General features: G+C 71.1%; 21 protein-coding genes. 10 read left to right on the forward strand and 11 right to left on the reverse strand.

From position 1 onward, the window contains the following. Nucleotides 1-5 precede the first annotated feature (5 nt). Nucleotides 6-593 carry a transporter gene (locus AB0P25_RS02740; protein WP_363805254.1) on the forward strand — a complete coding sequence of 196 codons (588 nt, stop codon included), beginning with the start codon at nt 6-8 and terminating at the stop codon, nt 591-593. A gap of 9 nt (nt 594-602) precedes the next feature. On the opposite strand, the gene AB0P25_RS02745 is transcribed toward AB0P25_RS02740, so the two are convergent. Then, a complete protein-coding gene (locus AB0P25_RS02745) occupies nt 603-1,214 on the reverse strand; it encodes a DUF4232 domain-containing protein (protein WP_363805255.1) in 612 nt (203 codons plus the stop codon). Between the two features lie 109 nt (nt 1,215-1,323). On the opposite strand from AB0P25_RS02745, the gene AB0P25_RS02750 reads away from it, so the two are divergent. Beyond that, nucleotides 1,324-2,418 carry an ionic transporter y4hA gene (locus AB0P25_RS02750; protein ID WP_363805256.1) on the forward strand — a complete coding sequence of 365 codons (1,095 nt, stop codon included), beginning with the start codon at nt 1,324-1,326 and terminating at the stop codon, nt 2,416-2,418. A 12-nt stretch (nt 2,419-2,430) separates the two neighbouring features. Here the strand turns inward: AB0P25_RS02750 and AB0P25_RS02755 are convergent, their stop codons facing one another. Further along, a complete protein-coding gene (locus tag AB0P25_RS02755) occupies nt 2,431-3,000 on the reverse strand; it encodes a TetR/AcrR family transcriptional regulator (protein ID WP_363805257.1) in 570 nt (189 codons plus the stop codon). Nucleotides 3,001-3,102: 102 nt separating this feature from the next. On the opposite strand from AB0P25_RS02755, the gene AB0P25_RS02760 reads away from it, so the two are divergent. Beyond that, nucleotides 3,103-3,807, forward strand: coding sequence for an SDR family oxidoreductase (locus AB0P25_RS02760; RefSeq protein WP_363805258.1), 705 nt, complete (start codon nt 3,103-3,105; stop codon nt 3,805-3,807). On the opposite strand, the gene AB0P25_RS02765 is transcribed toward AB0P25_RS02760, so the two are convergent. Continuing rightward, nucleotides 3,786-4,721 carry an aldose 1-epimerase family protein gene (locus AB0P25_RS02765; RefSeq protein ID WP_363805259.1) on the reverse strand — a complete coding sequence of 312 codons (936 nt, stop codon included), beginning with the start codon at nt 4,719-4,721 and terminating at the stop codon, nt 3,786-3,788. The genes AB0P25_RS02760 and AB0P25_RS02765 overlap by 22 nt on opposite strands. A 16-nt stretch (nt 4,722-4,737) precedes the next feature. Continuing rightward, nucleotides 4,738-5,523, reverse strand: a complete 786-nt coding sequence (locus AB0P25_RS02770; RefSeq protein WP_363805260.1) for a DeoR/GlpR family DNA-binding transcription regulator — start codon at nt 5,521-5,523, stop codon at nt 4,738-4,740. A gap of 81 nt (nt 5,524-5,604) precedes the next feature. On the opposite strand from AB0P25_RS02770, the gene galT reads away from it, so the two are divergent. The 3 genes from galT to AB0P25_RS02785 are packed head-to-tail and all read left to right on the forward strand — an operon-like array spanning nt 5,605 to nt 8,825. Beyond that, nucleotides 5,605-6,804, forward strand: a complete 1,200-nt coding sequence (gene galT, locus AB0P25_RS02775; RefSeq protein WP_363805261.1) for a galactose-1-phosphate uridylyltransferase — start codon at nt 5,605-5,607, stop codon at nt 6,802-6,804. Then, a complete protein-coding gene (galK, locus tag AB0P25_RS02780) occupies nt 6,801-7,961 on the forward strand; it encodes a galactokinase (RefSeq protein WP_363805262.1) in 1,161 nt (386 codons plus the stop codon). The genes galT and galK overlap by 4 nt, the downstream gene beginning before the upstream one ends. A gap of 57 nt (nt 7,962-8,018) precedes the next feature. Further along, nucleotides 8,019-8,825 carry an MBL fold metallo-hydrolase gene (locus AB0P25_RS02785; protein WP_363805263.1) on the forward strand — a complete coding sequence of 269 codons (807 nt, stop codon included), beginning with the start codon at nt 8,019-8,021 and terminating at the stop codon, nt 8,823-8,825. A gap of 105 nt (nt 8,826-8,930) precedes the next feature. Here AB0P25_RS02785 and AB0P25_RS02790 read toward each other — a convergent pair whose 3' ends face one another. The 3 genes from AB0P25_RS02790 to glyA all read right to left on the reverse strand — a co-directional run bounded on the left by AB0P25_RS02790 (nt 8,931) and on the right by glyA (nt 11,720). Continuing rightward, entirely contained in the window at nt 8,931-9,419 is a 489-nt protein-coding gene (locus AB0P25_RS02790; protein ID WP_363805264.1) for a YbaK/EbsC family protein, read from the reverse strand. Then, complete coding sequence (locus AB0P25_RS02795; RefSeq protein WP_363805265.1) at nt 9,416-10,297, reverse strand: bifunctional methylenetetrahydrofolate dehydrogenase/methenyltetrahydrofolate cyclohydrolase; 882 nt, start codon at nt 10,295-10,297, stop codon at nt 9,416-9,418. Before AB0P25_RS02795 ends, AB0P25_RS02790 begins: the two co-directional genes overlap by 4 nt. A gap of 97 nt (nt 10,298-10,394) precedes the next feature. Further along, on the reverse strand, nt 10,395-11,720 hold the full coding sequence (glyA, locus tag AB0P25_RS02800; RefSeq protein WP_363805266.1) for a serine hydroxymethyltransferase: 1,326 nt from the start codon (nt 11,718-11,720) through the stop codon (nt 10,395-10,397). A 264-nt stretch (nt 11,721-11,984) separates the two neighbouring features. Here glyA and AB0P25_RS02805 point away from each other — a divergent pair, with 264 nt between their 5' ends. Then, complete coding sequence (locus AB0P25_RS02805; RefSeq protein WP_363805267.1) at nt 11,985-13,502, forward strand: family 20 glycosylhydrolase; 1,518 nt, start codon at nt 11,985-11,987, stop codon at nt 13,500-13,502. A gap of 15 nt (nt 13,503-13,517) precedes the next feature. Here the strand turns inward: AB0P25_RS02805 and AB0P25_RS02810 are convergent, their stop codons facing one another. From AB0P25_RS02810 to AB0P25_RS02825, 4 genes are all read right to left on the reverse strand, one after another. Next, nucleotides 13,518-14,762 carry a hypothetical protein gene (locus AB0P25_RS02810; protein WP_363805268.1) on the reverse strand — a complete coding sequence of 415 codons (1,245 nt, stop codon included), beginning with the start codon at nt 14,760-14,762 and terminating at the stop codon, nt 13,518-13,520. 87 nt (nt 14,763-14,849) lie between these two features. Further along, on the reverse strand, nt 14,850-15,752 hold the full coding sequence (locus AB0P25_RS02815; protein WP_363805269.1) for a carbohydrate ABC transporter permease: 903 nt from the start codon (nt 15,750-15,752) through the stop codon (nt 14,850-14,852). Beyond that, complete coding sequence (locus AB0P25_RS02820) at nt 15,749-16,705, reverse strand: sugar ABC transporter permease (protein ID WP_064109697.1); 957 nt, start codon at nt 16,703-16,705, stop codon at nt 15,749-15,751. Before AB0P25_RS02820 ends, AB0P25_RS02815 begins: the two co-directional genes overlap by 4 nt. A gap of 21 nt (nt 16,706-16,726) precedes the next feature. Continuing rightward, a complete protein-coding gene (locus tag AB0P25_RS02825) occupies nt 16,727-17,968 on the reverse strand; it encodes an extracellular solute-binding protein (protein ID WP_064109698.1) in 1,242 nt (413 codons plus the stop codon). 307 nt (nt 17,969-18,275) lie between these two features. Between AB0P25_RS02825 and AB0P25_RS02830 the strand changes: the two genes are divergently transcribed. From AB0P25_RS02830 to AB0P25_RS02840, 3 genes are read left to right on the forward strand one after another with little or no spacing between them, the layout of a single operon-like run. Then, nucleotides 18,276-19,187, forward strand: a complete 912-nt coding sequence (locus AB0P25_RS02830; protein ID WP_363805270.1) for an SIS domain-containing protein — start codon at nt 18,276-18,278, stop codon at nt 19,185-19,187. Further along, entirely contained in the window at nt 19,184-20,173 is a 990-nt protein-coding gene (locus AB0P25_RS02835; protein ID WP_363805271.1) for an ROK family protein, read from the forward strand. Before AB0P25_RS02830 ends, AB0P25_RS02835 begins: the two co-directional genes overlap by 4 nt. Continuing rightward, nucleotides 20,170-21,081, forward strand: coding sequence for a 1-phosphofructokinase family hexose kinase (locus AB0P25_RS02840; protein WP_363805272.1), 912 nt, complete (start codon nt 20,170-20,172; stop codon nt 21,079-21,081). Before AB0P25_RS02835 ends, AB0P25_RS02840 begins: the two co-directional genes overlap by 4 nt. The last annotated feature ends 18 nt before the right edge of the window (nt 21,082-21,099 follow it).

Below are 21,099 nucleotides of genomic sequence, written 5' to 3' on the forward strand. Positions count from 1 at the left end.
AAGGCGTGGCCGCCACTTCCCCCGAGCCGCTGGAGCTCGAGCAGGACGCGACGTCGACGACGACGTCGCGCGCGGACGCGTCACGAACCGGGACCATCCGCGTCCGTACGGGTGGGATGTCCGCTCGTCGATCACTGCTCGCCGGCCTGTGGCCGGCTGCCGCAGCGGTCGTCGCCGGCTGCGTCGTCGCCGGCCTGCTGCTGTCCGCGTCGCTGCGCACCGAGTTCCCGCTGTTCTCGGAGGCGTCGGCCGAGCGCGGGCGGGACTGCACCGCGATCCGGAGCGCACGGCACGCCCTGGACGAGACCCTGCAGGCGCGTCTGCCGATGGCCGCTCCCGATGTGGAGTCGGCCCGCGCCATCCGCTCGGCGGTCACCGCGTTCGACGCACGCACGCAGGACATCGCGACGCCCGCGGTCGAGTCGGCTCTGAGTCCGGTTCGGGGAGCGCTGGACAGGCTCTCGGACAGCATCCAGGTGTACGCCGCGGCACCCGCTCAGGCGTCCACCGACTCGGCTCGGGCGGCGGTCGAGGATGCCCTCACCGGGGTCGCGGAGTCGTGGCAGGGTGCGATCGCGCGCGTCTGCTCCTGACGCCGGGCGTCAGCTCCCGACGAGTGCGCCGACCTGCAGCAGCCCGATGGTGTCGGAGGTGCAGGCGGTGAAGTCGGCGTCCTTGACGAACAGCGACGCGGTCGACCCGGGCGGGTAGACGCGGAAGCCGTCGGCCGGCTTGGGCCCGCAGTCGGCCTCCGGGTAGTTGAGCGCCTGGGTGATGCGGAGCGGCGCCTGCGCGGACCCGCCCGGCTGCAGGACGACGGTCGGATGCGGCGTGCTGCGGTCGAAGTCCGCGGGCTTGCCGAGCTGGGTGCCGTTGCCGTCGCCGACGAACGACACGCCCGGCCAGCCCTGCAGCGAGCACTGGGTGGACCCGTTGTTGGTCAGGACGAGGGTGACCTCGACGCTGCCCGCCGCCCCTCCGCCTCCCTTGCCGATGGTGCCCGTGAGGTTCGCGGTGTCGCACTGGCCGTCGATCGGCGTGGCGGTCGCGGTGCCCGTCCCTGTCGGCCGCGGCGAGGACGACGGCGTGGTGGAGGCGGACGCCGAGCCCGTGGTCGGCGCGGAGCTCGGGGTCGCGCATCCCGTGACGGCGAGGGCGACGGCGAGGGCGACACCGGCGGTGCCGGCGATACGGAGGGTCCAGTTCCCTGTCATGGCTTCATCCCACCACGAGAAGGGCGGCGAGCGCCCGGGACCCGCCGCAGCGGGCCCGCAACCGCTCCCGCCCTCGCCGCGTCCAGGGGCACCTGGCAGGATGGAACGCATGACGGCGCTCGGCTCCTGGCTCGCACGATGGTGGACGATCGGGGTGCCCGTCATCGGCGTCGTGGTCCTGGTGGCGTTCTGGACGGTGGAGCTGAACACGGTCGCCGTCGCCGTCATCGCGGTCGTTCTGGCGGGCACGGTGCTCGCCGCGGTGCAGCACGCGGAGGTCGTGGCGCATCGTGTCGGGGAGCCGTTCGGGTCGCTCGTGCTGGCGGTCGCGGTGACGATCATCGAAGTGGCGCTCATCGTCACGCTGATGACCACGGGCAAGGATTCGCCGGAACTCGCCCGAGACACCGTCTTCTCCGCCGTGATGATCACGATGAACGGGATCGTCGGCCTCTCGCTGCTGCTCGCCGCCTCGCGCCGCCAGTCGACCGCGTTCAACGCGCAGGGCAGCGGTGCCGCGCTCGCCACGGTGACCGCGCTCGCGACGCTCACGATGGTGCTGCCCAGCTTCACATCGGCACCCGGCCCGGTGTTCTCGACGCCGCAACTGGTCTTCGCCGCGATCGCGTCGCTGGCGCTGTACGGGATGTTCGTCTTCACCCAGACCGTCGCGCATCGGGACTTCTTCCTCCCGGTCGGGCGCAAGGGCCAGCCGCTCACGGAGGACGAGCACGCCGCGGCGCCGTCCAATCGGACGGCCTGGATCAGCCTCGGCCTCCTCCTCGTCTCGCTCGTGGCCGTGGTCGGACTGGCCAAGCTGGAGTCGACGCCGATCGAGCGGGCGGTGACCGGGATCGGGCTGCCGCAGTCGTTCGTCGGCGTCGTCATCGCGCTGCTCGTGCTGCTGCCGGAGGGCATCGCGGCCGCGAAGGCCGCGAATCGCAACCGGACGCAGACCAGCCTCAACCTGGCCCTCGGCTCGGCGATGGCCAGCATCGGCCTCACCATCCCGGCGATCGCGGTGGCCTCGATCTGGCTGCCCGGCGCGCTGCACCTCGGGTTGGGCTCGAGTCAGATCGTGCTGCTGGTCCTGACGGTGCTGGTCAGCATCCTCACCATCGTGCAGGGACGCGCGGTGCGACTGCAGGGCGGCATCCACCTGGTGCTGTTCGCGGCCTTCATCTTCCTGTCGATCGCGCCGTAGCAGGGAGACCGCTCAGGCGACGGCGGCGTCGAAGAGCTGCGCTGCGGCCTGGAGCGCGGCGTCGGGAGTGCCGCCGCGCATGGCCGCGCTGGCGGACGCGCCGTCGAACAGCAGGGTCAGCTGCACGGCGAGCAGGCGCGGGTCGCGCGCGCCCGCGGCGGCGGCCTGCCGCTCGAAGTACGCGGTCAGCTCCCCCTTGAAGTGCCGGGCGACCACGGCTGCGGGATGCTCGCGGTCGCGCAACTCGGTGGCCACGTTGACGAACGGACAGCCGTAGAAGTCGCTCACCTGCGCCGCCTCGTGCAGGGCCTCGAAGACGTGGAGTGTCCGCTCGCGGGGGGTTCCCTCGCTGTCGGGCGCGAAGTAGCCGGCGACGACCTGCGGCCCGTACTCCTGGAGCATCGTGGCGACGACCGCGTCCTTGCCGTCGAAGTGCTGGTAGATCGACCGCTTCGAGACCTCGGCCTCCTGCGCGATCCGGTCGATGCCGACCGCGTTGACGCCCTCGCGCACGAACAGCCGGGCTGCGGCGGCGAGGACGCGGTCGCGCGGCTTGGGCTTGGCGGGGGTCGTCGTGGTCACAGAGGGATTCTACGGGTCCGGTTGCAGAAAGTAAACCGATCTGTGTACATTGTTCCTCACACCGATACACAGATCGGTTTACTTTTCCCGGAAGGACTTCCCATGACCGACATCACCGGACGCGTCGCCCTCGTCACCGGCGCCAACCGCGGCCTCGGCGCCGCGTTCGTCGCCGCGCTCCTCGAGCGGGGCGCCACCAAGGTCTATGCCGCCGCACGGCGCCCGGAGACCGTCGGCATCGACGACCCCCGCGTCGTCCCGCTGCCCCTCGACGTCACCGACCCGGAGAGCATCCGCCGCGCAGCCGAAGTCGCGGGCGACGTGACCGTGCTCGTGAACAACGCGGGCATCGCCTCCAACCAGTCGCTCGTGACCGGCGATCTCGACGAGATCCGCCGCGAGTTGGACACCAACTACTGGGGTCCGGTGCTCGTCACCCGGGCCTTCGCTCCGGTTATCGAGGCCAACGGCGGAGGCGCCATCGTGAACATGCACTCCGCGCTCAGCTGGTACGCGACCGGGTCGTACAGCGCGACCAAGGCGGCGCTGTGGTCCGCCAGCAACTCGGCCCGCGTCGAGCTCGCGCCGGCGGGCATCCAGGTCGTCGGCGTCCACGTCGGCTACGTCGACACCGAGATGGCCGCGGGCGCCGAGGGCGTCAAGGTGCCGCCGCGCCAGGTCGTGGACGAGGCGCTGGACGCCGTCGCCGCGGACGAGGCGGAGGCCATCGTCGGCGACGTCGCTCGCGGCGTGAAGTCGCGCCTGCACGAGGACGTCCGCGTGCTCTACCCCCAGCTGGCCAGGTAGGCCTCGCCGCCGAAGCCCTCCGGACGGATGCCCCAGCTCACGGTCCAGGTCTCCCCCGGCTCCAGCCAGCGGAGACCGCGACCGGAGTTGAGGGCGTTCGCGGGGGCGGTCATCGGCTCGATCGCGAGCGCGACGCCGCCGGGCTTCGTGGCGAACGAGCGGTGCGTGAACACCTGCACATACCGGAACGCGTCGTCACCCCAGAGCACGACGCGGCGGCCGTCGTCGGCCGCCAGCGAGTGCTCCACCGGGCCGTCGGGCAGGTCGGCGTACCCGGTGTCGAGGTCGAGGTCGCTCACGCGGCGTCCCGCCGACAGGTCGTACGGCGTCCCCTCGACCGGCGCCTCCCCGATGACGTTGCTCCGGTCGTCCGTCTCGAAACGGGTGCGGGCGGCGACGCGCACGGTCAGCTCCTCAGGCCGGACGTCGGCGATGCGGAGGTAGGGATGCGCGCCCACCGCGACCGGCGCGGCAGTTTCCCCGACATTGGCGATGGTGTGCGTCACCGACATCCCCTCGGTGTGCAGCTCGTGCGTGACGGCCGTCTCCAGTGCGAACGGGTAGCCCGGCTCTGGATAGATCGCGGCGGCCTGCGTGACCGTCGAGTCGGTGCGATCGACCAGCTCGTAGGGGCGACGACGCAGCAGGCCGTGGCTGGCGTTGCCCTTGGCCGGTTCGGTGAGGTCGAGCTGCAGCGTCCGGCCCTCGTAGTCCCAGCGCCCGTCCTTCACACGATTCGGCCAGGGTACGAGGACGATGCCGCACGCGGACGGGGTCTGGTCCGCGGCGGGATACGGCTCCGTCAGGTCGGACTCCGCGAAGCGGAGCGACCGGATGCCCGCGCCCACCTGGACGATCGTGGCGCTCAGGTCGCCGAAGTCGAGCTCGTACTGTTCACCGGTCGCGGGTCGCATGGCACCAGGGTAGGCCTCAGGCCACGACCACAGGCAGCCCCGCTTCTCGCAGCGCCGTCACCTCGTCGTCCTCCGCCGACGGACCGGTGATCAGCTCGGAGACGTCGGCGAGCCCCGCGATGCGGCCCAGATGGGTGCGTCCGAGCTTGCTGCCGTCGGCGACCACGACAGCCTGCTCGGCGGAGCCGACCATCACCCGCTTGAGGTCGGCCTCGGGCAGGTTCACGTTGGTGATGCCGCCGGTGGGATGCACCCCCGTGCAGCCGATGAACGCGACGTCGGCGTGGACCCGCTCCAGCAGGACGGCTGCGAGCGGTTCGACCAGCGAGTGCTGCAGCGGCCGCAGCGTCCCGCCGGTGACGACAACCTCGAAGCGCGGGATGGCGCGCTCCAGTTCGAGCGCGATGGTGAGGCCGTTCGTGATCACCGTCACGTCGTCGAGGTCGTCGCGCTCGACCAGCGCGCGTGCGATCGCGGCGGTCGTCGTGCCGACGTCGAGCAGCACGCTGCTGCCGGGGACGACCATCGCCGCGGCCGCCTGGCCGATGCGCCGCTTCTCGTCGGCGGACGACTCCAGCGCCTCCTCGAAGCTCGGCTCCCTGGCGCCTGCGGCGCGGAGGACGGCACCGCCGTGGACGCGGCGGATGATCTGCTCGCGATCGAGCGCATCCAGGTCGCTGCGCACCGTGACGTCGGAGACCTGGAACGCCTCACTGAGGTCGGAGACGCGGGCGAAGCCGGCGCGCCCGATCAGCTCGAGCATCCGTTCGCGGCGGAGCGCGGCGGGCAGCGGTTCGCTCATGCGTCCATGCTGGAGCGCTTGCGATATCTTGTCAATACGAAAGCTCCCACGTATCCTTGCTTTCGGATTCGAAAGGATGGCATGGCCGCGATCACGAAGCGCCCCACCCGTCTCTCCGACGGCCGGGAGCTCATCTACTACGACGACGCCGACACGACGCTCCGTCCTGAGCGCAAGCCCGACCTGCGGGAGCCGGCGCCGCGTCCCGCGACGGCGACCATGCGGCAGGATCCCCTCACCGGTGAGTGGGTGTCCATCGCCGCCGCCCGCCAGAACCGGGTGATGCTCCCGCCCGCGGAGCTTGATCCGCTGGCCCCCGCGAGCCCGACGAACCCCTCCGAGATCCCCGACCTCTACGACGTCGCGGTGTTCGAGAACAAGTCCCCCTCCTTCGGCCCGTTGCTCGAGGACGACAATGCGCCGGAAGGCCCGGACGACCTGGCCGAGATCGGCCTCGGGCGCACCCGCACCTCCGTCGGCCGCTGCGAGGTCGTCTGCTTCAGCCCGGCCACGACCGGCGCCTTCGGCAGCCTGACGCCGTCGCGTGCGCGCACGGTCATCGAGGCCTGGGCGGACCGCACGGCGGCGCTGTCGGCGCTGCCCGGCGTGCAGCAGGTCTTCCCGTTCGAGAACCGCGGCGAGGCGATCGGCGTCACGCTGCACCACCCGCATGGCCAGATCTACTCCTACCCCTACATCACCCCGCGGACGGCGGCGCTGATCCGGTCGCTCGATGCGTACGGGCCGACGCTGTTCGCCGACATCCTGGAGCGCGAACGGAACTCGGAGCGCGTGGTGCTCGCGGGCGAGCACTGGACGGCGTTCGTGCCGTTCGCGGCGCGCTGGCCGATCGAGATCCACGTGCTGCCGCACCGCCACGTGGCCGACCTCTCCGAGACGAACGCCGCCGAGCGCGACGAACTCGCCACCCTGTACCTGCGGGTGCTGCGCGGCGTCGACGCCCTCTACGACTCCCCCACCCCGTACATCGCCGCCTGGCATCAGGCGCCGGTGGACGTCCGGCGCGACGAGATCCGGCTCATGCTGCAGCTGACGTCGCCTCGTCGCGGGGCGGATAAGCTGAAGTTCCTGGCCGGCTCCGAGGCGGCGATGGGCGCCTGGATCGGCGACGTCCCGCCGGAGCAGGCCGCCGCCGCGGTGCGCGAGGCCATCGCGCGAGCGGACGCGGCGAATCCGGTCGGCCCGCTGCCGGTCGAGGTCACCGAGCTCGTGACCGTCGCACCCACCACCCCCGACTCCGACCGAGAGGCTGACCGATGACCGACCTGCGCACCGGCGTCCGCGACGACTTCGCCCAGGTGTTCGGCCGCGAACCCGACGGCGTCTGGTCGGCGCCCGGCCGCGTCAACCTGATCGGCGAGCACACCGACTACAACCTCGGCTTCGTGCTCCCGTTCGCGATCAACCGCCGCACGGTCGCCGCGGTCGGCGTGCGCGACGACCGCGTCCTGCGCGTCGGCAGCACGTTCGCGGACGAGCTGGTGGAGGTATCCCTCGATGAACTGACACCGGAGGCGCTGAGCGGTTGGGCCGCATACCCGCTGGGCGTCGCCTGGTCGCTCGGGGAGTTCGGCGCCGACCTGGCCGCGGTGCCGGGCGTCGACATCCTGATCGACTCGAACGTGCCGGTCGGCGCGGGGCTGTCGTCCTCCGCCGCGATCGAGAGCGCCGTCTCCATCGCCCTGAACGAGATCTGGCGGCTCGGGCTCGACCGCCGCACCCTCGCGCGCGTCGGGCAGCGGGCGGAGAACGTCGCCGTCGGCGCCCCGACCGGCATCATGGACCAGTCGGCCTCCCTGCTCGGTGAGCGCGACGCCGCCGTGTTCCTCGACTGCCGCTCGCTGGAGTCGCAGATCGTGCCGCTCGGCCTCGAGGACGCCGGGCTCGAAATCCTCATCATCGACACGGGCGTGACCCACGCCCACGCGACCGGCGGGTACGCCGACCGCCGCCGCTCCTGCGAGGAGGGCGCCCGCATCCTGGGCGTCGAGGCGCTGCGGGATGTCTCGGTCGCCGATCTCGACCGCGCGCGCGAACTGCTCGACGATGTGACGTTCCGCCGCGTCCGCCACATCGTGACCGAGGACCAGCGCGTGCTGGACACGGTGCGGACCCTGCGCGAGGAGGGACCGGCCGCGATCGGCCCGCTGCTCGACGCCTCCCACGTGTCCATGCGCGACGACTTCGAGATCTCGGTGCCGGAGCTCGACCTCGCCGTCGAGACCGCGCAGGCGAACGGCGCCATCGGCGCGCGCATGACCGGCGGCGGCTTCGGCGGCTCGGCGATCGCGCTCGTGCCCTCGGACGCGGTGAGCCGGGTGCTGGTCGCGCTCGACGGCGCGTTCGCCGAGCACGGGTTCGGCCAGCCGGACCTCTTCACCGTGCGCGCATCGGAGGGCGCCCGCCGCGAGGACTGACCTCGCGGCGCGCGGCTGTTCACCTGCGCTTTACCCGGCGGGGGTTGGATGGAGCGGATGACGGAACAGCGTTCGACGGAGCCGGAGGTGACCTGGCTCGACCCGGATACGGTGCAGGTGCGACAGCCGAAGGCGTCGCACTGGGAGGCGCCGTTCCTCTACCTGCTGTTCGGGCGGGAGCGTTCGCTGCTCATCGACACGGGCGCCACCTCCGACGAGCGCGTGTTCCCGCTGCGGTCCACCGTGGAACGGCTGACGGCCGACTGGCTGCGTCGCAACCCCGCGGTCTTCACCCGTCCGTACCCGCTGGTCGTGGCGCACTCGCACGCCCACGGCGATCACATCGCCGGAGACGCGCTGCTGCGCGACCGTCCGGGCACGACCCTCGTCGGCACCAGCCCGGCCGAGGTGATCGGCTTCTTCGGCTTCCGCTCCTGGCCGGACGAGACGGTTCCGTTCGACCTGGGCAGGCGCGTGGTGGACGTCATCGGCGGCCCGGGCCACGAACCGTCGGCGGTGGTGTTCTTCGACCGTCGGACGGGCATCCTGTTCACCGGGGACACTGTGCTCCCCGCGCACCTGTACGTGCGCGACCTGGCGCAGTACCGGGCGACGATCGAGCGGCTGATCCGGTTCCGCGACGACCCCACCGCGCCGGTGCGGGAGCTGCGGGGCGCGCACATCGAGATGTCCGCCTCCCCCGGCGTCGCCTACCCTCCCGGAACGGTCGAGCAGCCCGACGAGGCCGAGCTGCCGCTGCGCCCGCGCATCCTGGACCGCGTGCTCGCCGCCCTCGACGAGCTGACCGGTGCGGTCGGCGAGCGCGTGGTGCGCCGCCGCTTCATCGTCGTCATCGACCGCTGAGCGCGCGGCCCGGAAGGGCCGCCGAAGTGCAGGTAGTTGCGCGGAAGAGCGGCGTGTCGGCCGCAATTAGCTGCCCTTCGGCGGCCCTTCTCCTCGAGGGAGGGGCTAGGGAGTGACGGGCGAGGGGGTGCCGTGGGTGAGGCGGACCAACTCGTCGAAGGTGGTCGGGAAGACGGTGTGGGCGTGGCCCGCGGCGGCCCAGACCTCCGGGTAGCCGGCGAGCGCTTCGTCGACGACGGTGCGGAGCGGCGCGGGATGGCCGACGGGAGCGACGCCGCCGATGGTCTGGCCGGTCGCCGCCTTGACGGTGTCGGGGTCGGCCCGGCGGATGCGTCCGCCCAGCCGCTCGCCGAGGAAGGCGGTGTCGACGCGGTGCGCGCCCGACGTCATGACGAGCAGCGGCTCGCCGTCGAGCGTGAAGACGAGGGAGTTCGCGATGGCGCCCACCTCGACGCCGAGCTCCGCGGCGGCGGCGACGGCCGTCGGCGTCGCCGTGTGGAACCAGCGCACGCGCGGCTCCACCCCTGCCGCGAGGAGTGCCGCCTCGACCCGCTCGACGGCGGGATGCGTCCGCTCGGCGGATTCGTCGGTCATGCCAGCTCCCTCTCGGCCGCCTCGACGATGTTCTGAAGCAGCAGCGCGCGCGTCATGGGGCCGACACCGCCCGGGTTGGGCGAGATCCAGGAGGCGACCTCGGCCACCTCGGGCGCGACGTCTCCGGCGACCACGCTCTTGCCGGTCACCGGGTCCTCGATGCGGCTCACGCCCACGTCGAGCACGACCGCGCCCGGCTTCACGTCGTCGGCGGTGATCAGCCCGGCGACGCCCGCCGCGGAGATGATCACGTCGGCCCTCCGCAGGTGCTCGCCGAGCGACCGGGTGCCGGTGTGCGTGAGGGTGACGGTCGCGTTGAACTCGCGCCGGGTGAGCAGCGCGCCGATCGAGCGGCCGACGGTGACGCCGCGGCCGACCACAACGACGTCCGCGCCGCGCAGGTCGACGCCGTGGCGTGTCATCAGCTCGATGACGCCGCGCGGCGTGCACGGCAGCGGCGACGTGATCGGGTCGTTGGCGTTCAGCACGAGACGGCCGAGGTTCGTCGGGTGCAGCCCGTCCGCATCCTTCGCCGGTTCGACCAGCTCGAGGATGGCGTGGGTGTCGAGGTGCGCGGGCAGCGGCAGCTGGACGATGAACCCCGTGCAGTCGGGGTCGGCGTTGAGGTCTTCGACCACGGCCTCCAGCTCCGCCTGCGAGATGTCGGCGGGAAGGTCGCGGCGGAGGGATGCGATGCCGACCTCCGCGCAGTCGCGGTGCTTGCCCGCGACGTACCACTGCGAGCCGGGGTCGTCGCCGACGAGGATGGTGCCGAGCCCCGGCACGACACCCTTCTCACGCAGCGCCGCCACCCGCTCCCGCAGCTCCGCCTTGATCTCGGCCGCGGTCGCCTTGCCGTCGAGTATCTGCGCAGTCACACGCTCTCCTTGTGTCTCCCCCATCGAGTACACGAAGAATGCACGGGACGCGCCGTGGCGGCGTGCACTCTTCGTGTACTCGACGGAGGGTTGCGGGTCAGATGGAGGACGGGAGCTCGACGGGGAAGCCCTCCTGGCCGGACGCGGTCAGGCCCGGGTAGAGCGGGAAGGCGGCGGTGAGGGCGTCCACGCGGGCGCGCAGCGCCTTCGTGTCGGCACCCGGACGCAGCGCGAGCGCGATGATGTCGGCCACCTCGGTGAACTCGGTGTCACCGAAGCCGCGGGTCGCGAGCGCGGGCGTGCCGATGCGGAGACCGGAGGTCACCATCGGCGGCCGCGGGTCGAACGGCACCGCGTTGCGGTTGACCGTGATGCCGACCTCGTGCAGCACGTCCTCGGCCTGCTGGCCGTCGAGCTCCGACGTGCGGAGGTCGGCGAGCACCAGGTGCACGTCGGTGCCGCCGGTGAGCACGTCCACGCCTGCCGCGCGGGAGTCGTCGGCGGTCAGACGCTCGGCGAGGATCTGCGCGCCGCGGATGGTGCGCTCCTGGCGGTCCTTGAACTCCTCGGTCGCGGCGAGCTTGAACGCGGTCGCCTTCGCGGCGATCACGTGCATCAGCGGGCCGCCCTGCTGACCCGGGAAGACGTTGGAGTTGAGCTTCTTCGCCAGCTCGGTGTCGCGGCTGACGATGAAACCGGAGCGCGGGCCGCCGATGGTCTTGTGCACGGTCGACGAGACGACGTCGGCGTGCGGGACGGGCGACGGGTGGAGCCCCGCGGCGACGAGGCCGGCGAAGTGCGCCATGTCGACCCACAGCTTGGCGCCCACCTCGTCCGCGATCTCGCGGAACGCGGCGAAATCGAGCTGGCGCGGGTACGCCGACCAGCCGGCGATGATGACCTGCGGCTTGTGCTCGAGGGCCTTGTCGCGCACGACGTTCATGTCGACGAGGAACGACTCGGGGTCGACGCCGTAGGACACGGCGTTGTAGAGCTTGCCGGAGAAGTTGAGCTTCATTCCATGGGTCAGGTGGCCGCCGTGCGACAGCTCCAGGCCCAGGATGGTGTCGCCGGGCGTCGCGATGGCGGACAGCACGGCGGCGTTGGCCGACGCGCCGGAGTGCGGCTGGACGTTGGCGTACTCGGCGCCGAAGAGGGCCTTCGCCCGGTCGATCGCCAGCTGCTCGGCGATGTCGACGTACTCGCAGCCGCCGTAGTAGCGGCGGCCCGGGTAGCCCTCGGCGTACTTGTTGGTGAGCACCGACCCGACCGCTTCGAGCACGGCGCGGGGCACGAAGTTCTCGGACGCGATCATCTCGAGGTAGTCGCGCTGACGGCCGAGCTCCAGCTGGAGGACCTCGGCGATCTCGGGGTCGACCTCGGAGAGAGGCGCTGTGAACGTGGAGGGCAACGTGTCGGTCAAAACCGGCTCCTTCGTACAGGGATGGACCATCTGCGTATCGACCCAGGCGCGCGGCCGAATCCACCCGTGTTCAAGGAGGTTGCGTGTCGCTCCCCGATGGTGACCATCTGAGCGCCAGTTGCGACGTGGGACAGCATAGCAAAGCGGCCACCCGCCGGAACCCTTGCCCATTAGTTAGGAGCCCTGCAATACTCGCTTCTGGTCGACCAGCGGGGGTGGCGGTGCCGGCCGGTCCGCACTCCCCCGAGCCTCCAGGAGCCCACCGTGGTCGTGCCCCGCCCCGTCCGCACCGAGAATTCCGCGGCGTCCCCGTTCGTGCTGACCGACTCCGCGCGCATCAGCGTCGCGGGTGCGGGTGCCGACGGAGTGGCCCGTCTGCTGTCCGCAGAACTCGCGTCGGACTGCGGCCGCGAGCCCGCGATCGTGGCCGAACCGCCCGCCTACGGCGACATCGCGATCGTCATCGCGCCGGGTGAGGGACCGCACGAGGACGGCTCGGACAGCGCGGAGGGCTACACCGTCGAGGTCTCGGCCGAGGGCGTCCGGATCGGCGCAGCGACCACCGCAGGCGCGTTCTGGGGTGTGCAGACCCTGCGCCAGCTGCTGCCCGCCGTCTGCGAGGGCGACCCGCTCACGATCGACGCCGTCCGCGTCCACGACCACCCCCGGTACGCGTATCGCGGCGCGATGCTGGATGTGGCGCGCCACTTCTTCACACCGGCCGAGGTGAAGCGGTTCATCGACGCGATCGTCCTGCTCAAGCTGAACCACCTGCACCTGCACCTGACCGACGACCAGGGCTGGCGCCTCCAGATCGAGTCGTGGCCGGAGCTGACCCGGGTCGGCGGGTCGACCGGCAGCGATGGCAGCCGCGGCGGCTTCTACACGCAGGCCGAGTTCCGCGAGCTCGTCGCCTACGCCGCCGAGCGGCACATCACCGTCGTCCCAGAGATCGACATGCCGGGCCACACCAACGCGGCGCTCGCGTCGTATCCCGAGCTCAACCCGAGCGGCGTCGCGCCGGCGCTGTACACCGGATCGGAGGTCGGCTTCAGCACCCTGCGCACCGGCGACCCGGTCACGCAGCGCTTCGTCCGGGATGTGATCCGGGAGGTCGCGGCCCTCACGCCGGGTCGGTACCTCCACCTCGGCGGCGACGAGTGCCTGAGCACGAGCGACGCCGACTTCGCCGCGTTCGTGCAGGATGCGTTCCGCGTCGTCGCCGAGAACGGCAAGACGCCCGTGGGCTGGCACGAGGTGGGCAAGGCCGGCGGTCTCCCCCCGGGCACCATCGGCCAGTACTGGGACTTCACCGCCCCGCGCGGCCGCGCCGCCGAGCTGGCGCTCGCGTTCGTCCGCGAGGGCGGGTCCGTGATCATGTCGCCGTCCGACGTCGCCTACCTCGACATCGTGTACGCCGACGGCGACGCGATCGGGCAGGACTGGACGGGCGGCCCGACCACGCTCCGCGACTCTTTCGTCTGGGACCCGGCGCGCATCGTCCCCGGCCTCGGCGATGCGCACATCCTCGGTGTGGAGGCGCCGCTCTGGACCGAGACGGTCGCGACGATCGAAGAGGTGGAGCAGATGGTCTTCCCGCGGCTTGCGGCCGTCGCCGAGGTCGGCTGGTCGACAGCCCCGGCTGACACCGAGCCCGTAGTCGCGGCGCGCGACCTGGCGGACTTCTCCGACCGGCTGGCGTCGCTCGCCGAGCACTGGGACGCTGCGGGGACGAAGTACCGCCGCGTCCCGGAGGTCAGGTGGCCGGAACGCGTGGGCTGAGGCCTGTCGCCCGGCTCACGGGTACCCGATGAACCACAGCAGCGCCAGCGCCACCGGCTGGAGCGCGATGCACGCGATCAGCGTCGCCTTCCGCGCGCGGCGGTTGCGCGTCAGCCCGCGCGCCCCCGCGAGGGGCGACAGCGGCAGCAGCAGCCGGAACGTGCTCTGCTGCGGCAGGAACACCGCGAACAGGTAGAGCCCGTAGCTGGCTGCGTACGCGACCACGTCCGTCCCGAGCGCGCGCACCGACGGCCGGGTCACGATCCAGACGAAGCCCGCGACGATCCCGATGACGATCAGGGCGCCCAGGATGCTGAGGTACCGCCAGCTGAGCAGGAACCACGGCGTCAGCGGGATGAACGCGACCTTGCCGATGAAGCCCGTCCACCACGACAGCTCGGTGGCGACGTAGGCGTCGCCCGTCCCGGTCACCGCCGCGGCGATGATCGGCCACGACATCCCCGCGACCGCCATGACGGCTCCCGTCACGATCATGCTCAGCCGTTCGCGCGGACGGAACGGCTCGCCCCCGCGCCGCACCTGCAGCATCCGGATCAGCAGCACGATCGCGAGCGCCAGGGGAAGCGCCAGCGCGCCGGGGCGCGTGAAGGCCGCCGCCACACCGAACGGCAGCATCAGCCAGTACCGCCGCTGGATCATCGTCAGCAGCGCCCCGAACATCAGGAAGAAGAACAGGCTCTCGGCGTACGCGATCTGCAGCACGAACGAGAGCGGTCCGAAGCAGAAGAACGCGGTCGCCCAGAACGCGCTCGACACGCCCGCGCGCGCCGCCACCAGGCGGAACAGGACGACGCTCGCCGCAGCACCGAACACCATGGCGACCGCGACCCCGGCCGGGTAGAAGTCCATCCCGGTCACGAAGGTCAGCGCCCGGACGATGATCGGGTACAGCGGCAGGAACGCCCACGGGTTCTGCTGCACCGAGCCGTCGGCGTCGAGCGGCAGCGAGGTCGGATAGCCCTGCTCGACGATCTGGCTGTAGTACGCGCCGTCCCAGGAGCCGGAGAACGTGAAGAACGTCGGATCCATCCGCGGGCTGGCGTACTCCCAGTGCCCGATGTTGGCCGCGATGAACAGCGCGAGCATGAGCGCCGTCGTCAGCAGCCGTGACACGGCGTACATCACGAGCACCGCCGCCCACCAGGGCACCTCGCGGCCGGCGAAACGCAGCCGCCTGGGTACGGCGAGCGGTGCGGCCGTGAGAACCGGTCGCCGGGTGCTCGTGGTTTCCGCTGTCATCGTTCCATCCGTGAGGCCGCCCCGCTGATTTCGCCTCTTGGATGGTACCCGCGCGGGATGTGCGCGGGGACCGGTTGACTTGGGGTCCTACTTCACGCTGCCCGCCGTCAGCCCGCCCACGAGCCGCTTCTCGATCAGCATGAACAGGATCACCACGGGGATCACCGCCACCACGGACACCGCGAAGACGTACTGCCATGCCGCGTCGTACTGGCCGACGAACTTGGTGAGCGCCACGGAGAGCGGCTGGTTCGCATCCGTCGACAGGATCACCAGGCTCGCCGCGAACTCGTTCCAGGAGGCGACGAAGGTGTAGATGATCGCCGTCACGATCCCCGGCCAGACCAGCGGCAGTTGGACACGGAAGAGCACGGTCCACTTGCCCGCGCCGTCGAGCTGGGCGGCCTCGTCGACCTCCTTCGGCACCCCGGAGAAGAAGCTGTGCATGATCCAGATCGCGAACGCCAGGTTGAACGCGGCGTTCACCAGGATCATCGCGAGCCAGGTGTCGTTGATGCCGAGCGCCACCATCTCCTTGAAGAGGCCCGTGGCGAGCACGGTCGGCTGGAGCATCTGCGTGACGATCACGAGGAACAAGAAGATCCCCCGCCCCGGGAACCGGAACCGTGCCGTGTAGTACGCCGCCGGCACACACACGATGAGCACGAGCGCCGTGGCGAACACCGCGATCACGATGGTCGAGATCAGGTTGTACGGCAGCGGAGTCTCGGGCGTCGACCACATCGTGAGGTAGTTCTCGGGATGCCACTGCTCGGGCAGATAGGTCGGCGGCACGGCGAGGATGTTGTTCCTGCTCTTGAACGAGCCGACCAGCATGATCAGGTACGGCGCGATGAAGACCAGGGCGATGACGATGCCGGCGATCACCTTGACGACGGTGCGCCACGGCGAGCCCGCTCCGCGTGGACGACGCCGACGGGCGGCCGGGGCTCCGGCTCCGGCGAGCGCGACGGGTGCGGGGGCGGTCATGAGACCTCCTTCATCGGCTTCACGATCCACAGGTACAGGCCGACGACGACGAGCACTATCAGGAAGTTGATCACGCTGAGGGCGCTCGACAGATCGATCCGCTGCTCGTTCTGCAGCAGCTTGAACACGTAGGTGGTGGTCGTGTCCGCCTTGTAGCCGGGGATGGACCCGGTCATCAGCTTCAGGATGGGCAGCGAGTTGAACACGTTGATGATGTTGATCAGCGTGGCCAGGGCGATCGCGTTGCGGAGGTTCGGCAGGGTGACGCTGAAGTAGGAGCGGAACGCGCTGGCGCCGTCCACCTTCGCCGCCTCGAGCATGTCGCCCGGGATGCCGGCCAGCCCGGCGAGGATCGTGTACGTCGTGAAGGGCAGCGAGACGAACACCGCGATGCCGATCGAGGAGATGAACGCGGGCACCGGCTCCTTGGTGAAGCCGAACGGCTCGGCGAGCAGGTGGATGTCCACCAGGAACTTGTTGATGATCCCGTAGAAGGGGTCGAGGCCGTAGACGAACACGGTCGTGGTCATCACGACGCTCGCCGCCCACGGCACGATGATCGCCATCCGCACCCAGCGCCGGCCGGGGAAGTTCTTGTCGAGGAACTGGGCGAGGGCGAGCGAGATCACCACGGTGATCACGACGACCGAGACGACCCAGACCAGGGTGTTGAGCAGGATGCCCGGGAGCTCCGGGCGGGAGAGCACGGTCGCGTAGTTCTGGAATCCGACCGAGCCGTGGTCCACACCGGCGAGCGAGATCTTCCGGGTGGAGTTGTAGATCATGTAACCGGCGGGGAACAGGACCACGCCGAAGATCAGGATGAGGGCGGGCAGCGTCCACGGCACGGCGTGCCACAGGTCGGACGCGCCGGTCCGGGGCTTGGGGGACGCCCCGCGGCGGGGACGGCCGGTGGCCGCCCCCGCGCGGGTCGCTTCAGCAGTGCTGGTCATACCTGGATGCCGGTCTCCGGCTTACTGGCCGTCGGCCTTCGCCTGGATCGACTTCAGCAGGTCTTCGGGCTTCGCGCCCTGACCGAGCTGACCGATCTGGGCCTGGATCGCGCCCTGCGCGGCCGACCAGTTCGGGTTGGTGGACGGGTAGAACTTCGCGTTGGGCAGCAGGTCGAGGAACGGCTTGATGGTCTCGTCAGAGCCCATCACGTCCGCGCCGGATTTGGTGGTGGGCAGGAAGCCCTCCGCCTTGACCCAGGTCGAGTAGACGTCCTTCGAGTAGAAGTAGTCGAGGAACTTCTTGATCGACGCGGTCTTGTCGGTCTTGTTCTTGAACGCCATCAGGTGGTCCGCGACGCCCAGCGTGAACGGCGAGCCGTCCTTGGTCGGGATCGGCGCGATGCCGTACTGCAGCGACGGGTTCTTGTCCTTGATCTGGCCGACTGTCGGCGGCAGGCCGACCTGCATGCCGAGCTGGCCCTGGATGAAGACGTTCAGCAGCGGCGTGCGGTTCGTCGAACCGGCGTTCGGCTGCGTGTAGCCCTGGTTGATGATCTTCTGCATCTCGGTGGCGCCTTCGACGTTCTCCGAGCTGTCGATCGTCAGCTTCTTGGCGTCGCCGTAGCCGCCGCCCGCTCCGTAGAACCAGAGCGCGGTCTCGGCCTGCGCCTCCTCGCTGCCGAGCGGCATGCCGTAGGGGGTGACGCCGGCGGCCTTGAGCTTGCCCGCGTCCTCCTCGAACTCGGCCCATGTCTTCGGCGGGGCAGAGATGCCGGCCTTCGAGAAGTCGTCCTTGTTGTAGAACAGGGCGCGGGCGGAGGCGATGAACGGCAGGCCGTACTGGGTGCCGTCGATGCTCGCGTTCTTCTTGAAGGCGTCCTGGAAGTCGTTCAGCGTGGACGACGAGACGATGTCCTTGGCCGGGTACAGCAGGTCGTCGGCCGCGAAGCCGGCGAACGCGTCGATGTTCAGGATGTCCGGCTGCTTCTGGGCCTGGATGCGCGTCTTGATGACGTTGTTGATGTCCGTCCAGGACTCGACGTCGAGGTTCACCTTGATGTCGGAGTTCTTGGCCTCGAAGTCCTTGATGATCTGCTGCCACTCGGCCTTGGTGTTGTCCGAGTAGCTCGCCACCATCAGGTCGAGCGTCTGCGCGCCGCCGGACGAGCCTCCGGACCCGCCGCTGAAGCCGCAGGAGGCGAGCGTCATGGTGGCGACCGCCGCTGTCGCGACCGCCGCTCCCCACCGCAGTGACTTCTTCATTGCTTCCTCACTTCTCGAAGGGAATTACACGAACCGTCACTGCGATGGTGCCTGCGCGACGATGCGTAGCTGGTGATGCATAGTGATTTGTTTTTGCTTGAAACAAGCACTTGCACTCAATGGATGCTCGAAAGCATGGCGCGTGCGGGCGCTCCCGTCAAGAACCAAGCGGGAGATCGTTACATGGCGTTTACACCGACCCGCGGATTCCCGGCATTCGCTCCGAGAAACGATTGAACATGATTACTAGACAGAGTGATCGATCATCAGCGATCATTGGTCCCAATCGACAGAACAGGAGCGATCAGTGACGCACGCATCCCCCGGAGGGGCCCACATAGAGACCGAGCTGCGCTCGCAGCCCGAGACCTGGGCGACCGCCGCCGGGCTCCGCGAGGAGCAGGCGCTGCTGCCGTCAGCCGGCGAGCGCATCGCCGTGGTCGGCTGCGGGACGTCGTGGTTCATGGCGCAGGCCTACGCCTCCCTCCGCGAGGCCGCGGGCCATGGGGTGACCGACGCGTTCGCCGCGTCCGAGGCGCACGTGCTGACCCGCGACTATGACGCCATCGTCGCGATCACCCGCTCCGGGACCACGACCGAGGTACTGGAGCTGCTGGACGCGGCGCGCGTCGCCGGCATCCGCGGCCGCACGATCGGCATCGTCGGCGACCCCGAGACGCCCCTGGTGGACCTGGTCGACACGGCGATACGCCTCCCCTTCGCCGACGAGCAGTCGGTCGTGCAGACCCGCTTCGCGACGACCGCGCTCGCGCTGGTGCGCGCCTCCCTCGGCCACGACCTCGCGCCCGCGATCGACCAGGCCGCGGCCGCGATCGACGAGGAGCTGGACGACGAACTGGTCGACGCCGAGCAGTACGCGTTCCTCGGCGCCGGATGGACGGTCGGGCTCGCGCACGAAGCGGCGCTCAAGATGCGCGAGGCCTCCCAGTCCTGGACCGAGTCGTATCCGGCCAAGGAGTACCGTCACGGCCCGATCTCGATCGCGGCTCCCGGCCGTGTGACCTGGATGCTGGGCGAGGCCCCCGTCGGGCTGTCGGGCGACCTCGCGGTCACCGGCGCCCGCTTCGAGGACCGCCCGATCGACGGCATGGCCGACCTCGTCCGCGCGCAGCGCGTCGCCCTGGCCCGTGCGCGCCGGTTCGGCCTCGATCCCGACAGCCCGCGCAACCTCACCCGATCGGTCATCCTCCCCTCGTGACGACAGCTCTCGACCCGCAGGCACCGGCCGCCGCCCCGCTCGGGAGCGGCGCGCCGGTGCTGGCGTTCGACGTCGGCGGGACGGACATGAAGGCCGCGCTCGTCGACGGCGACGGGCGACTCGTGTCGGTCGTCCGCGTCCCGACCCCGCACGCCGGAGCCGCGACCGGCGAGGCCGTCGTCGCGGCGGTCGCGGACCTCGCCGCGCGGTTCGGCGCCGAGCATCCGACGGTCGTCCCGCAGGCCGCCGGGCTGCTCGTGCCCGGGCACGTGGACGACGACGCCGGGGTGGGCGTGTTCGCCGAGAACCTGGGCTGGCACGACTTCCCGTTCCGCTCGCGGGCCGGGGAGGCGCTGGGCCTGCCGGTGTCGTTCAGTCACGACGTGCGCGGCGCGGGCGAGGCGGAGCACCGGCTCGGAGCGGCGGCCCCCTACCGCGATGTCGTCGTGATGGCGATCGGGACCGGCATCGCCGGCGCGATCTTCCTCGATGGGCGCCTCCACACTGGCGGCGGAATGGCGGGCGAGATGGGGCACTCTCGGGTCGCCGACGGACCGCTGTGCGCCTGCGGCGGGACCGGCTGCCTGGAGGCCGTTGCCTCGGCGGCCGCCATCGCACGGCGGTACAACGCCCTCACCGGCGCGGCGGTGCCGGGCGCGCGCGCGGTGCTGGAGCGCGCCGAGGCCGGCGATCCCGCAGCGCGCCAGGTGTGGGATTCGGCGTTGGATGCACTCGCACTCGACCTGTCGCATACGGTCGCACTGCTCGCGCCGGAGGCGATCGTCATCGGCGGCGGCCTGGCCCAGGCGGGTCCGGCCCTGTTCGTGCCGCTGGCCGAGAAGCTGGACGCCATCCTGACCTTCCACCGCCGCCCGGTGCTGCTGCCGGCGAGCATCGGCGAGAACGCCGGACTCATCGGCGCGGCCCTGCGGGCGCGTGACCTTCTCGCAGTCGACGCCCGACCCGTCACGGAGCCCGCGCCGTGATCCTCGCCGTCACGCCGAATCCGGCCCTCGACCTCACGTACCGCGTGCCCGCGCTGCAGCCCGGCGAGACGCACCGCGCCGCTCCCCCGGCCGTCCGTGCAGGAGGCAAGGGGCTCAACGTCGCCCGGGTCGTCGCGCAGACCGGCGGCGCCGCTTTCGCGCTGACCACCGCAGGCGGTCCATCCGGGCTGCGGCTGGCGGACGACCTGGAGGCGTCGCGGCTTCCGAACGAACTGGTACCCGTGGCGTCCCCGACGCGCAGCAGCATCGCCGTCGTCGACGAGTCGGCGGGCGAGACCACCGTGATCAACGAGACGGGCGGCCCCCTGACGGAGGCCGAGTGGACGGCGCTACGGGATGCGGCCTCGCGGCTCGCGATCCCGGCGACCTGCGTGGTCGGCTCGGGCAGCCTGCCGCCGGACGCGCCCGACGACTTCTACGCCGGGCTGGTCGCGATCGCGGCCGGGCGCGGCATCCCGAGCGTGATCGACGCCGTCGGGCCCGCGCTCGTGCTGGCGGCCGAAGCCGGTGCCAGCGTCGTGAAGCCCAATCGGCTCGAGCTCGCCGAGACGACCGGGAACGACGACCCGGTGGAGGGCGCCCGCGCCCTGCTCGACGCGGGCGCCGGGCTCGTGCTCGTGTCGCTGGGGGCCGAGGGGATGCTCGCGGTGACCGGCTCGGGCGCACCGCTGCACCTGCGGACGACGCATCCGCTCGCGGGCAACCCGACCGGAGCCGGGGACGCCGCCGTCGCTGCGGTCGCGACCCTGCTCGCCTCGGGCACCTCCGACCCGGCTCTGCTGCTTCGCCGCGCCGTCGCGTGGTCCGCCGCCGCCGTCCTCGCCCCGCTCGCCGGCGAGCTCCACCCGTCCTACCCGGAGCTCGAGGCGCGCCTCGTGACCGGCTGACCCCGTCCACCGACCGCC

The sequence above is a fragment of the Leifsonia sp. NPDC077715 genome (assembly GCF_040686855.1).
Taxonomy (GTDB): Bacteria; Actinomycetota; Actinomycetes; order Actinomycetales; family Microbacteriaceae; genus Leifsonia.

Bases quoted from the DNA above. Each gene is read 5' to 3' on its own strand.
- AB0P25_RS02745 (WP_363805255.1), bottom strand. From the start codon at position 1,214: ATGACAGGGAACTGGACCCTCCGTATCGCCGGCACCGCCGGTGTCGCC.
- AB0P25_RS02750 (WP_363805256.1), top strand. From the start codon at position 1,324: ATGACGGCGCTCGGCTCCTGGCTCGCACGATGGTGGACGATCGGGGTG.
- AB0P25_RS02760 (WP_363805258.1), top strand. From the start codon at position 3,103: ATGACCGACATCACCGGACGCGTCGCCCTCGTCACCGGCGCCAACCGC.
- AB0P25_RS02765 (WP_363805259.1), bottom strand. From the start codon at position 4,721: ATGCGACCCGCGACCGGTGAACAGTACGAGCTCGACTTCGGCGACCTG.
- AB0P25_RS02770 (WP_363805260.1), bottom strand. From the start codon at position 5,523: ATGAGCGAACCGCTGCCCGCCGCGCTCCGCCGCGAACGGATGCTCGAG.
- galT (WP_363805261.1), top strand. From the start codon at position 5,605: ATGGCCGCGATCACGAAGCGCCCCACCCGTCTCTCCGACGGCCGGGAG.
- galK (WP_363805262.1), top strand. From the start codon at position 6,801: ATGACCGACCTGCGCACCGGCGTCCGCGACGACTTCGCCCAGGTGTTC.
- AB0P25_RS02785 (WP_363805263.1), top strand. From the start codon at position 8,019: ATGACGGAACAGCGTTCGACGGAGCCGGAGGTGACCTGGCTCGACCCG.
- AB0P25_RS02790 (WP_363805264.1), bottom strand. From the start codon at position 9,419: ATGACCGACGAATCCGCCGAGCGGACGCATCCCGCCGTCGAGCGGGTC.
- AB0P25_RS02810 (WP_363805268.1), bottom strand. From the start codon at position 14,762: ATGACAGCGGAAACCACGAGCACCCGGCGACCGGTTCTCACGGCCGCA.
- AB0P25_RS02815 (WP_363805269.1), bottom strand. From the start codon at position 15,752: ATGACCGCCCCCGCACCCGTCGCGCTCGCCGGAGCCGGAGCCCCGGCC.
- AB0P25_RS02820 (WP_064109697.1), bottom strand. From the start codon at position 16,705: ATGACCAGCACTGCTGAAGCGACCCGCGCGGGGGCGGCCACCGGCCGT.
- AB0P25_RS02825 (WP_064109698.1), bottom strand. From the start codon at position 17,968: ATGAAGAAGTCACTGCGGTGGGGAGCGGCGGTCGCGACAGCGGCGGTC.